Source organism: Nonomuraea sp. NPDC048892 (assembly GCF_040649735.1).
Taxonomy (GTDB): Bacteria; Actinomycetota; Actinomycetes; order Streptosporangiales; family Streptosporangiaceae; genus Nonomuraea; species Nonomuraea maheshkhaliensis.
Genome location: NZ_JBEZFZ010000004.1, coordinates 564,397 through 576,484 on the forward strand (window position 1 = coordinate 564,397; position 12,088 = coordinate 576,484).

A 12,088-nucleotide genomic window follows, 5' to 3' on the forward strand; every position below is an offset into this window, starting at 1 on the left:
ACCGTGTCGATCCGGTGCGTCGACGAGGTGCCACCCGGTGGCACCTGATAGCACGTCGAGATAGAGTTGACGAGTGAGCACTCCTGAAGCCGACCACCCGCACGAGATCTCCCAACGCGACTTGCGCAACCGGTCAGCGGAGATCATGGACGGCCTTGAACGCGGCGAGCGGTACGCCGTCACACGCAACGGCCACCACATCGGCGACTTGGTCCCCATTCGCCGTCGCCGCCGGGCCGTCTCGCGCGCCGAGTTCGCCGCCATGTCCCGCGGCATGCCGAGGCTGGACGACCGGAAATACCGCGAGGACATGAACCGCTACGTCAACGACGACCCTTATGACCCCTACGACCGCGCTTACGGCAGGGGCGAGTTCGCAGAGGGCGGGGAATGACCCTCACTCATGGGCTGCTCGACACCAACATCCTCATCCTGCGGGCTGACATCAACCCTGACGAATTGCCCGACGAGATGATGATCAGCGCCATCACCACCGCCGAACTGTCGGTCGGTGTGCTGGTGGCCGCCGGGACGCAGGAACTCGCCCAGCGAATGAAGACCCTGCAAGCTGTCGAGGCCGAGTTCGACCCTCTTCCCTTCGACGACACCGCCGCCCGCGAGTACGGCCAATTGTGGACCTCCGTCATCGCCTCAGGACGCAAACCTCGGCCGCGGACAGCCGACCTGATGATCGCCTGCGTGGCCATCGCAAACCGCCTCCCCCTCTACACCTGCAATCCCAAGGACTTCAAGGGCCTGGACCACCTGCTCACCGTGGTCCCGGTCACCCGGCCACGATGGGTCAGCGCAGCGGTCGGCGGCCGTGCGGACGCGTCGGGTTCTGCCCTCCCCGGCGAGCAGGCGCAGTGCGGCCGGTGAGGTGAGGAACTGCACGGCCGTACGCTGGCACCAGTCGGAGGCGGCGACGACCTCCTCCGGTCTCCAGGGGGCGTCCATGGCGATCGCCCTGAGCAGGGTCCATTCCCGCAGGCGGTGGATGAGGAACTCGTGCTTTCCGGTCACCGTGGACATGGCGTGGGACCAGTCTGCGAACCCTGGGTCGGTGAGCAGTCGCGCCGCCCGCCGGTCGAGATGTGTGCCAGCGGCCTGGCTCTGCAACCCTAGCCGCCTTGGACTGGGCGATTTCGGGGGCCTGCGGTGATGATCCACAGCATCCTTGCTGAGGTGGCGAAGGAGCAGGGGGAGCAGTGAGCAAGCGCGAGACTTTCGAGTTGTTCGTTGGCGGGGATGGGCTCTGTGCGGCGCGATAGTTGTCACAGGGGATAGGCCTTGGTGACGGAGATTTTGGTGTCGCCGAGGAAAAGCCAGTCCGGTGGGGGGATGAAGCCGGGGAGTGTGGACATTTCGCTGGGGCTCGGGTTGATGTCGGTGACTCGGAGCCGGATCTTGTCGTTGGTGGCGGCTACGGTGAGTGTTGCCTCTACGCCTGCTGGGTCGGGGGCGTGGAAGGCGAAGCCGGCTGGGTCGGTGGTGATGGTGCGGCCTTCGACGGTCAGGGCGCGCACTGTCGTGGTGTCCCCGTCCACTCGTAGGGCGATCGTGTTCGCTCCGCGTTCCGAACGGATGCGGACGCGGAGGGTGCGTTCGCCGTTGGAGGTCGTGTCCGTGAGCACCTGTAGTGAGGGTGGCGGCAGAGGGGCGGCTTTTGCCGGACTGGAGAGCTTGGGTTCGTCGGCCCATGGCCCGGTCGGCGGGTGGCTGGTGCTGCTGTAGCGGCGGGCCCATTGGTCGGGGTTCTTGGAGGTCAGCCAGACGGCTTGGCCGGTGTCGGTGTCGAGGCCGTAGGCGAGGCTGGTGCGCCGGGGGTGATCCTTGTCGAAGGGTTCGGCCAGCAGGCCCGCTGCCACTAGGGCGATGGACATGGCCAGCGCGGTCAGGGGGATCAGCAGGGAACGTCTGCGTGGCCACGTCATCTCGATCAGCGGCAGCAGGAGGCCGGTGAAGAGGATCATCAGGGGGATGGGGGCGTAGCCGACGTACTGCAGGCCCGTGGGCAGGGTGTTCCATGCGGTGGGCAGCAGGATGAGGGCGGCTGGGATGAGGCCGGTGGTGAGGGCGAGGGTGCGCCAGCGCGGCGGGCAATGGAGTGCGGTCAGTCCGCCGAGGGCTGCGCCCAGGGTGGGCCAGGTGGCGAGGTGGGCGGCTCCGGGGGAGACGATGCCGAGGGCGAGGGCGATCAGGGCTGTCCAGGTCAGGATGCCGAGCGCTAGTTCAGTGGTGCCGATGCGGCGGCGGAGCAGGGCGTACCAGGTGATCAGGATGGTGGTCGCGAGGGTCAGGACGGCGAGCCACAGCAGTTCGGGGCGGTAGGGCGTGGTGGTGGCGGTGCCGTTGAGTGCGGGGCGGATTGTCTTGAGCAGGTCCCAGAAGTAGACGCCGGCGCCTACCCCGGCCGTGATCGGGATCAGGGCGAGTGCGGTGCCGAGGAGGGTGCGCCGCAATGTGACGACGCCGCGGCGGCGGGCCAGGAGGATGAGTGCGAGTGCCGCCAGCAGGGCGAGGGCGGCCAGTCCGGTGGCCGCCCAGGCCGGGTAGCGGATCAGCAGGCCGGGTGGGAGGTTGAAGTAGACCAGGTTGTCGTTCCTGGTGGTCAGCTGTGCGAGGTCGGCGTCGCCGAAGGCGCGAACGAGGGCGAGCGTGTTGTCGCCCATCTGCTGGAGTGCGGCGAGGTCGACGTGGGCGGGGTCGTCGAGGACGCTGTGGTAGAGGGTGCCGGCGTTGGCGTACGCGGAGTCGAGGACGGCCATCCCGCCGGGCTTGAAGGCGGTGAAGTCGGTGTCGTTGTTGAGCAGTTTCATGAGCTCGGCGTACACGGAGTCGGCCACCGGCATGGGCGCCGCCGATCCGAACGTGGAGATCAGGCCGGCGTTCGGTTCCGTGCTGCGGAACATCAGCACCGGCCCTTTGGAGCCGCGGGCCTCGTTGTTGAGCACGACGTTCCGCCCTTGGGCGAGCGGGTGCTCCTTGACGAACGCCTCCGATCCCAGGAGCCCCGTCTCCTCGGCGTCGGTGATGAGGAAGACGACGTCGTTGCGCAGCCGGGTGCCATCCGCGACCAGTGCTCTGGCCGTCTCGATGGCGCTGGCGGTGCCGGCTCCGTCGTCGTTGGCGCCGGGGCCTTCGGGGACGGAGTCGTAGTGGGCGGTGACGAAGACCCGGCCGGTGGCAGCGGTCCCGGGTATGACCGTGACGATATTGAAGACGCGCCCGGCAGTGACAGGTTCGCCTGGTTCGCTGCGGGGTGCGACGCCCACCGCCTCCTGCACTTCAGGCTTCAGGCCCAGCTGGCGTAGTTCGCCGACCAGGTAGTCCCGGACCCGGGCGTGCTCGGCCGTGCCGACGGGATGAGGGGCGACGGCGATGCGCTCGACCTGGGTGAAGGCGCGTTGCGCGCTGAACGTCCGGTCGGGGGCGTCGGCGGGGCTCACCGCGGTGGGGGTGATGTCCCAGATCGCAGCGATGCCGATCAGCACGTGCACGCACAGTGCGATGAGGCCGGTGACGCGTGTACGCCGTCCTGTCGGGTGCCGGTTTTCGGGTGATGTCATTTCGTACGCTCCCAAGCTGGCGCCCCGCTGTCGGGGGATGACCACGAGGGAGTATTGCAGAAAAAATCCTGCAGAAAAAGTTATGCAAGTGACCGGTAGGTCGGAAACGAGGTGAACAGGCCGGCGATCCCGCAGCTCAGTGACCCAGGTCCTCGGTGCATCCACTGAGAGAGCGGATCCGGCGCCGCCCTGCGACCATCCCTGCCCTCCATGCCATCCACGCCACGTCCACGACGGATCTTCCGCGAACGCCAAGCACTTCAAGCATCTCTTGACAGAGCGCGCGGTCGTGATAGATGCTCAGTTAAGTTAGAGATTATAACTAAACGGAGCACTGCTCTAGATGGAGGAGGTCGAAAGATGGGCAACGGAGGGGCGCACCCCAGGGCGGACGGTCGCCCCAAGCCGTCGCGCGGAGTGGCGATTCCATCTCCGTGATCGAGGACCTGGAAGGTTACGCGGAGATGATGGGCCACCCCGTCCACCTCGAGGTGGACCGCAACGGGCTGCACTGGTCGACAGATTCGCCTCGTTCGACATCACCGACGACCCGGACCCGGAGATCGGCACCAAGATCGCCGAAATCCACCGCCGCCGCGACGCCACCGCCCCCGACATCGCCATCCTGGTGCCGAACTCCCCGAATACACCGGCAGCGCCACCCTTTGACCGTCTCCGGACCCGGCCTCAGGCGGAGTCATCACACCCAGGTGAAGCACTTGGAGCAGGCCGAGGAGATGGCGCGCGACCTGGTGGTCACCATGCTGGATGTGGACCTCTCCGGGATCGACGCCGAGTTCGAGTTGACCGTGGCCGACGACGAAGTGGCCGCGAGCGAGCCGGCGGAGGGCGGGCTGACCAATCTGCGGGCACTGGGCGAGCAACTGCGGCACGGCGAACGGCGACGGCTGACAGACGCCTGATCGCACGGCTTCCCAAAAGCAGTCGACCTGGTGATCAGTGGCAAGCGATCACCAGGTCGACGGTTCAGGATGGATGCTAGATGTACGTAGCGCGATCGCGTACGTCCTCGAAGTCGACCTCAGACAGGAAGTGGCAGAAGGGCAGATAGCGCTTCATCTTCCGTTCCTCAGGGAACCACAAGGGCTTCTTCCCGACCCAGGCTGCGATTTCGATCATCGGCCGTGTCCTGCGGAAAGCCATCTCGATAGCCGGAAGCAGGTCTGTGTCGTTAGTGAAGACCACCGCGGCGTCATACTGGGCAAGCAGGGCAGTCTCAACAAGTGAGATGGCTAGGGCGACGTCCACGCCCTTCTCACGCGGCCTCTCGCTGGGCCATCCCCGATAGTTCAACGGGCGACGCACCATCGTGACACGTGGATCGCGGCTCCAGGCCGCGCTCTGGGCATCGTTGGCGGCGGCAAGCGTCGGCTCATGCTGAGGGTTCGGCTGTCCCCGGAACACCTTCACTTCTTGGAGGGTTCCGCCGTGCTTCCTCTTGGCGACGATCCGTTCGGCCACAGACAGTGGGTGGACCAAGGTCGTGTACGGTTCAAGGCCTGCGCCGAAGCACTCATGCGCTCCAAGATGGACGTTTTGATAGTCCAAGAAGACCACAACGCGGTCTGTCATCACGCCTCCCGGCATGAAAAAGCCCCGCCAATCCCGGAGGACGGCGGGGAGCAATGACCACAGGATACCTCGCCGCCCAGGACCCCGCCAACCTGAATGGCGATGTGGGGGCATGGTCGAGTCTTCATTCTACCGCGAACGGTCACGATCTGTAAGCTAAAGGTATACGCACCGTATGCGATTGTTCGTGGTGTCGTGTCGGTTTCGGGGCCGCTGGGTCAGTGGCTACTTGGCCAGGTGTCTGCTGATCACCAGGCGCTGGATCTGGTTGGTGCCCTCGAAGATCTGCATGATCTTGGCCTCGCGCATGTAGCGCTCCACCCGGAACTCCCGCGTGTACCCGTACCCGCCCAGCACCTGCACCGCGTCCGTTGTCACCTTCATCGCCGTGTCCGTGGCCACCAGTTTCGCGACGCTGGCTTGGCGGCTGTACGGGAGGCCGGCGTCGCGGCGGCGGGCGGCGTCCAAGTAGGTGGCGCGGGAGGTGTCCACCCCCGCGGCCATGTCGGCCAGAAGGAAGCCGAGACCCTGGTGGTCGATGATCTTCTTGCCGAACGTCTGGCGTTCCTTCGCGTACGCCACCGCCTCGTCCAGGGCCGCCTGGGCCAGGCCGGTCGCGCAGGCGGCGATGCCGAGGCGGCCCGAGTCGAGGGCGCTGAAGGCGATCTGCAGGCCCTGGCCCTCCTCGCCGATCAGGCGGTCGGCGTCCAGGATCGCCCCGCCCCAGTGGGCGCTGGTCGTGGGGATGGCGTGCAGGCCCATCTTCTCCTCCGGGCGGCCGAACGTCAGGCCGTCGGCGGCACCCGGGGCGAGGAAGCAGGAGATGCCGCGGGAGCCCTCGCCCGTCCGCGCGAACAGGGCGTAGAAGTCGGCGATGCCCCCATGGGTGATCCACGCCTTGTTGCCGGTGATCCGGTAGCCGCTCTCGACCCGTTCCGCCTTGCAGGTCAGCGCGCCGGCGTCGGAGCCGGCCTGAGGCTCCGAGAGGCTGTAGCCGCCGATGAGGCGGCCGGCCAGGAGGTCGGGCAGCCACCGCTCCTGCTGCTCGGGCGTCCCGTACGTCGCCACCGGGAAGCAGGCCAGCGTGTGCACGCTGGTCGCCACCGCGACGGCGGCCCAGCGCATCGCCAGCTCCTCGATGACCTGGAGGTACACCTCGTACGGCTGCCCGCCCCCGCCGTGCTCCTCCGGGTAGGGCAGGCCGAGCAGGCCCGCCGCGCCCAGCGTGGCGAACAGGCCCTCGGGGTACGTCTCCGCCCGCTCGTGCTCGTCCACCCGGCGCGCCAGCTCCTTGTCGGCGATCTCCCTGGTGAGCTCGATGAGGTCGCGGGAGTCCTGGTCGGGTAGCAGCCGGTCAACTGGGGCAGATGTCACGGTTCGAGCTCCTGGTGGCGGTCGAGGTCAACTCTTGTGGGGTAGTACGTCGAGTGTTCTGGGCTGATGGGTGGAGGTTAGCTGTTCTGGTCGGTGCGGTGGAGGGCCTCGGCTGTGCTCCGTCGGTCCGCCGGCGGGGCTACAGGGTTTCCAGGGTCTTCTTGGCGCGGTCGCGGAACTCCGCGACGCGGGCGAGCTTGATGTCCTCGTACCCCCGGATCAGCTCCGGCAGCCCCGCGAGTTCCTCGACCGCCACCGCGTTGCCGGGGTTGAGGCGGGTCAAGGCGGTGTGGACCAGTTCGCGGTACTCGGTGACCAGTTCGCGTTCGACCCGCCGCACCTCCGCGCGGCCGAAGACGTCGAACGCGGTTCCGCGCAGGACGCGGGCGGCGCGCAGGCCGCGGAACAGGACGCCGGCCGAGCGGCGCAGGCGGATCTTGCGCTTCATGCCCATCGCGCGCAGCACCGGCGGGTGCAGCAGCACCGACACGACGGCGTCCGCGCCGAACTCGCGCTCGCGCCGCGCGACCTCGGCGGGGTCGAGGTGGAGGCGGGCGACCTCGTACTCGTCCTTGTAGGCCATCAGTTTGTGCAGGCCGCGGGCGTAGGCGGTGGCGATGGCGGCGCCGGGCTCGGCGCCCGCGCGTTCGACGGCCAGCGCCGTCACGTGGCGGACGTCGTCGGCGTACGTACGGGCGTAGGTCGCGTTCTGGTAGCCCGTCAGGTCGGCGACCCGGGTGGCCACGAGCTCTTCCAGCTTCTGGGGCGCCTCCGGCTCCGAGCCGGGCAGCGCCGCCCGGCGGACGGCCTCCGAGTCGGCCACGGCGGCCCGCCCCCAGCGGAAGGCGGCCAGGTTCTGCTCGACGGAGGCCCGGTTGAGGGTGATGGCGCGCTCGATCGCATCGGCACCGACCGGCAGGCAGCCACGCTGGTACGCGGCCCCGAGCAGCAGCAGGTTGGCCGGCATGTGGTCACCGAACAGCGCCTCGGACAGGGCGTGAGCGTCCACGCAGACCTGTTCCTTGGTGGCCGAGGCCACCCGCGTGACCGCGTCGGCGTGTCCCGGCACCGGCACGCGGCCGGTCACCATGGCGGCGGTGGGGACGACGGCGGTGTTGAGCACGGCGACGGTGCGTTCGGGGGAGGCCACGGCGAGGGTGGCGTCGGCGGCCGCGCCGAGCACGTCGAAGCCGATGATGACGTCGACGCCGCCCTGCGAGGCGCGTACGGAGCCGGAGATCGGATCCTTGGAGATGCGTACGTCGCTGACCACGGGACCGCCCTTCTGCGCGAGGCCGGTCTGTTCGATCCCGGCGGCATGGAGGCCGTCGAGGTGGGCGGCCATCTGCAGGATCTGGGAGACGGTGACGACGCCGGTGCCGCCGATGCCGGGCATTCTGACCAGTACCTCGTCCCCATGCTGGGTCGCGGGGTCGGTGAGCTGGACGGTGAGGGGAGGCGGGGTCGGCCGCGGCTTGCTGGTGCCCGGTTCGATCAGGAGGAACGAAGGGCAGTCGCCCTTGAGACAGCTCAAATCCGTGTTGCAGGACGCCTGGTGAATGCGGGTCTTGCGGCCGTACTCGGTCTCGACCGGCTGCACGGACAGGCACGTCGAGACGTCCCCGCAGTCGCCGCAGCCCTCACAGACCCGCTCGTTGATCAGCACCTTCTCGGTGGGAACGGGCGCCTTGCCGCGCTTGCGCAGCCGCCGCTCCTCCGCGGCGCAGCGATCGTCGTGGATGAGCACGGTCACGCCGCCGGCCGCGGCCAGCTCCTTCTCGACCTCGGGCAGGTCGTCGCGGTGCCGTACGGAGGCGATCGGCGCCAGCCGCACCCCGCGGTACGTCTCCGGCTCAGGCGTGGTGATCACGATCTTGCGGACGCCCTCGACGGCCAGCTCCTCGGCGAGCGCGGGCACGTCCAGCCGCCCCTCGGCGCGCTGCCCGCCCGTCATGGCCACGGCGTCGTTGTAGAGCAGTTTGTACGTCATCGTCACCCCCGCCGCGACGGCGGCCCTGATCGCCAGGGAGCCGGAGTGGTGGTAGGTGCCGTCGCCGATGTTCTGCACGAAATGCCGGTCCTCGGTGAACGGCGCCAGCCCGATCCACTGGGCTCCCTCGCCGCCCATCTGGGTGATGCCGACCTGGGTGCCGCGCCCGTGCCCGTCCAGCGCGATCATCGCGTGGCAGCCGATGCCGACGCCGACCAGCGTGTCGTCCGCGGTGCGGGTGGAGGTGTTGTGCGGGCAGCCGGAGCAGAAGTACGGGGTGCGGGCGGCGACCACCGGCAGCAGGCCGCGCCGGCGTTCCCGGCGCGGCGGGGTGAGACCGAGGCAGGTGGCGATGGCCTTGGCCACGTCCTCGGCGCTGAGCGTGCCTCTGGCGGTCAGCAGCTCGCGGCCCACGACGGCGGGGACGCGCTCGCCGCCGTAAAGGGCCTGCTTCAGGTGCCCTTCCAGGAACGGCACCTTGTCCTCGACCACCAGCACCTTGTCCAGGCCGGAGGTCATGGCGGCCAGCTCGCCGGCGTCGACCGGGAACGGCATCGCCAGCCTGATCAGGCGCAGGCCCAGCTCGTCGCGGGCCGCCTCGTCGAGGCCGAGGTCGGACAGCGCCCGCTCGACGATCGCGTACGTGGCGCCCGAGGCCAGGACACCGAGGGTGGTGTTGCCGGCGCCGGACATGATCCGGTTGAGGCCGTGCGCACGGGCGTAGGCGCGGGCCAGGTCGAGGCGGCGGGTGAGCAGGTCGTGCTCGGCGTCCAGGGCGGCGGCGCCGAGCAGGATGGGGGAGGGACCCCTGGACTCCTGCCCGGGGACGGGGACGCCCGCGCGCAGCGGGCCGAGGTCGACGGTGGCCGAGGCGTCGGCGATGTCCGCGACGATCTTCAGGCCCACCCACAGGCCGGTGGCCCGCGACATGGCCACCGCGTGCAGCCCGTACTCGATGATCTCGGCCACCGATGAGGGCGCCAGCAGCGGCAGCGACAGGCTCTGGCACATCGGCTCGCACGAGCTGGGCAGCGTGGAGGACTTGCAGCCGGGGTCGTCGCCGATCCAGGCCACCGCGCCGCCGAGCGGTGCGGTGCCGGCCACGTTGGCGTGCCTGATCGCGTCGGCGGCGCGGTCGAGGCCGGGGTTCTTGCCGTACCAGAAGCCGGTGACGCCCTGGTGCCTGCGGCCGGGGACCTGGCCGAGCAGCTGGGTGCCGGCCACCGCCGTGGCGGCCAGCTCCTCGTTCAGCCCGGCCTGGAACACCACGCCCGCCTCGTCCAGGTACGGCTTCGCCCGGCCCATCTCCAGGTCGACGCCCGCCAGCGGCGAGCCCTGGTAGCCGGAGACGAACGCCCGGGTGTCCAGCCCGCGGGCCTCGTCGAGGCGGCGCTGCTCCAGCGTCAGGCGGACCAGGGCCTGGATGCCGGAAATGAGCACCCGGCCGTCGGACGAGGTGTACTTGTCGTCGAGCGATACGGGGGCGGGAGTCTCGCTCACGCTCGAACCTCCTGGCTGTCGTACGTGCTGGGCGCTTACGTGAGATTCTCAGCACAGCAACCCGGGCAGGATGTGCGCAAGTATTAGATGGGAAAGTGGGTCGAAGACGCAAACAATATGAGTTGACGGGGTGTCCGGCTCGATTTGTTTGCGCCCGAAGGAGGCGTTCTCCGTGCCTGAGATCGACGAGATCGATCACCATGTGCTGCGGCTGCTGCGGGAGGACGGGCGCAGGACGTTCTCCGAGATGGCCGAGCGGATCGGGCTGTCGGTGGCGGCGGTCAAGCGGCGGGTGGACCGGCTGCGCGAGCTCGGGGTGATCACCGGCTTCTCGGTGCAGATCGACTACGCCAAGCTCGGGTGGGGGATCGAGGCGTTCACCGAGCTGCGCTATCCGGGCACGACGCCGGTCAGCGAGATCATCCGCACCGCGGCGGACGTGGCCGAGGTGCAGGCCGTCTTCACCATCGCCGGTGATCCGGACGCGCTGATCCACGTACGGGTGCGGGACCTGGGGCACCTGCAGAAGGTCATCGACCGGCTGCGCCGGGCGGGGGACGTCACGGGGACGAAGACGCTGCTGGTGCTCGGTTCGTGGACCAGGGACGCGCCGGTCCCCTGAGGGCTCCGGGAGGTGCCCTGAGCAGGTCAGCGGGTTCGCCCGGGGCGTGGGTCGCGGCGGGAGAACGAGCGTACGAGCAGGCCGATCGCGAGCAGCACGGCGACGCCCAGGCCGAGCATCCAGAGCGACGCGCCGGTCAGGGGGAGGGACTGGGTCCGGTGGTGCGCGGGGGCCGGCACCTCGGCACCGGCGGCGGGGGCCATCGGCTCGCCCTGGCCGTCGGCGATCTCGGACCCGATCGGCCCGGCCTGCTTGTGCTCCTCGCGATCATGGTGCTCGCGGCTGCGCGCCGCCCCGTCACCCGTCTCCTCCTCCGCGACCCCGTCGGTGGTGGGTGTGGGGTCCGGTGACGGCGCGGTGCTGATGACGGTGGTGCCGGCGCAGGAACGGTTGTCCGCCGTGTTCTCCTCGCGCCCGCCGGTGTGCACGGTGGCGCAGCTCTCGATCAGTCCGGAGACACCCGGAATGACGGTGTACGTGAACGTCCTGCGCTCGTTCGGGGCCAGCTCGCCGAGAGGACAGATGAGGGCCGGCCCCGTGGCGGGGCATTCGGCGGGCCGCTCCGCGATCGTGGAGCCGTCGCCGCCGGGATGATCCTGCACGGTGACGTCCACCGCCTGCGAAGGGCCGTGGTTGACGACCGTCAGCCGGTAGGCGACATGGTTGCCGGCGGGGGCCGTGGCCGGGGCGTGCTTGACGATCTCGACGTCGGCCACGGACCGGGCCCGGACGATGAGCTGCGCCTCGTCGGCGGTCGCGTTCGGGGAGGTGACGTAGGCGCGGTTGGTGAGGTTCGTGCCGTCGGGGAGCTCGGGGCCGGTCGTGACCGGGATCTCGTACGTGATCTCGCGGCTCGGCGCGATCGTCAGGCCGGAGCCGCCGCAGACGACGGTGTGCCCGGTCGCGGAGCAGTCGGCGGGGAGCAGGCCGAGGGCGAGGTCCTGGTCGAGCAGACCGGTGACGAGGACGTCGTCGGCGTCCCGGTCACCGCTGTTCGCCACGGTCACGGCGTAGACGGCGCTCGCGCCGGCGATCAGGGGGTCGGGGGTGAGGACGTCGGTGACGCGCAGGATGGCGTTCCTGTCCGGCGGCGGCGGGGGCACGGCCAGGTCGGCGGCCGAACGCCCGGAGTTCCCCGCCTCACCGCCCGGCCGCCCGGGACGCCGCGAGTCACGGGCTGAGGGCGGCCCAGGTTGGCGCGGCTCGCGGATGGAGGGCGGCCCAGGCTCGCGCGGATCGCGGACGGAGGGCCAGAGCAGCCGGGAGTCGTCGGCGACGGGGGCGGGTGGCCGTGGGGCCACCGCTGTGACCGGGGCCGGCCAGAAAGTGGCGGCCAGCGCGGCCAGTGCGGTGATCGCCCCGAATCTGGGCGTGCCCATGTCCTACCCCCGACGTCGTACGTGCTCGGCCCGGGGCCGATCCTCCTCCCTCTGGACGGGC

9 protein-coding genes are annotated in these 12,088 nt (G+C 69.7%); 4 read left to right on the forward strand and 5 right to left on the reverse strand.

The window, feature by feature from the left end; translation table 11 throughout:
- The first annotated feature begins 73 nt into the window (after window positions 1-73).
- Together AB0C28_RS16305 and AB0C28_RS16310 are read left to right on the forward strand one after the other, a co-directional pair.
- Window positions 74-394: a prevent-host-death protein gene (locus AB0C28_RS16305; RefSeq protein WP_358075093.1), complete on the forward strand. Its 321-nt coding sequence runs from the start codon at window positions 74-76 to the stop codon at window positions 392-394.
- Window positions 391-879, forward strand: a complete 489-nt coding sequence (locus tag AB0C28_RS16310; protein ID WP_358075096.1) for a type II toxin-antitoxin system VapC family toxin — start codon at window positions 391-393, stop codon at window positions 877-879. Before AB0C28_RS16305 ends, AB0C28_RS16310 begins: the two co-directional genes overlap by 4 nt.
- Window positions 880-1,274: 395 nt before the next feature.
- Here the strand turns inward: AB0C28_RS16310 and AB0C28_RS16315 are convergent, their stop codons facing one another.
- Window positions 1,275-3,569 (reverse strand): M20/M25/M40 family metallo-hydrolase, encoded by a 2,295-nt coding sequence (locus AB0C28_RS16315; RefSeq protein ID WP_358075099.1) that lies wholly within the window; start codon window positions 3,567-3,569, stop codon window positions 1,275-1,277.
- Window positions 3,570-4,288: 719 nt separating this feature from the next.
- Between AB0C28_RS16315 and AB0C28_RS16320 the strand changes: the two genes are divergently transcribed.
- Window positions 4,289-4,492 carry a hypothetical protein gene (locus AB0C28_RS16320; protein ID WP_357838031.1) on the forward strand — a complete coding sequence of 68 codons (204 nt, stop codon included), beginning with the start codon at window positions 4,289-4,291 and terminating at the stop codon, window positions 4,490-4,492.
- A 76-nt stretch (window positions 4,493-4,568) separates the two neighbouring features.
- Here the strand turns inward: AB0C28_RS16320 and AB0C28_RS16325 are convergent, their stop codons facing one another.
- The 3 genes from AB0C28_RS16325 to AB0C28_RS16335 form a co-directional block, all read right to left on the reverse strand.
- Window positions 4,569-5,216 (reverse strand): NYN domain-containing protein, encoded by a 648-nt coding sequence (locus AB0C28_RS16325; protein ID WP_358075102.1) that lies wholly within the window; start codon window positions 5,214-5,216, stop codon window positions 4,569-4,571.
- A gap of 171 nt (window positions 5,217-5,387) precedes the next feature.
- On the reverse strand, window positions 5,388-6,536 hold the full coding sequence (locus tag AB0C28_RS16330) for an acyl-CoA dehydrogenase family protein (protein WP_358075105.1): 1,149 nt from the start codon (window positions 6,534-6,536) through the stop codon (window positions 5,388-5,390).
- Between the two features lie 139 nt (window positions 6,537-6,675).
- Window positions 6,676-10,026 carry an indolepyruvate ferredoxin oxidoreductase family protein gene (locus tag AB0C28_RS16335; RefSeq protein ID WP_358075108.1) on the reverse strand — a complete coding sequence of 1,117 codons (3,351 nt, stop codon included), beginning with the start codon at window positions 10,024-10,026 and terminating at the stop codon, window positions 6,676-6,678.
- 172 nt (window positions 10,027-10,198) lie between these two features.
- Between AB0C28_RS16335 and AB0C28_RS16340 the strand changes: the two genes are divergently transcribed.
- Window positions 10,199-10,648, forward strand: a complete 450-nt coding sequence (locus tag AB0C28_RS16340) for an Lrp/AsnC family transcriptional regulator (RefSeq protein WP_106236084.1) — start codon at window positions 10,199-10,201, stop codon at window positions 10,646-10,648.
- A 26-nt stretch (window positions 10,649-10,674) separates the two neighbouring features.
- Here the strand turns inward: AB0C28_RS16340 and AB0C28_RS16345 are convergent, their stop codons facing one another.
- Window positions 10,675-12,027, reverse strand: coding sequence for a hypothetical protein (locus AB0C28_RS16345; protein ID WP_358075111.1), 1,353 nt, complete (start codon window positions 12,025-12,027; stop codon window positions 10,675-10,677).
- Between the last annotated feature and the right edge of the window lie 61 nt (window positions 12,028-12,088).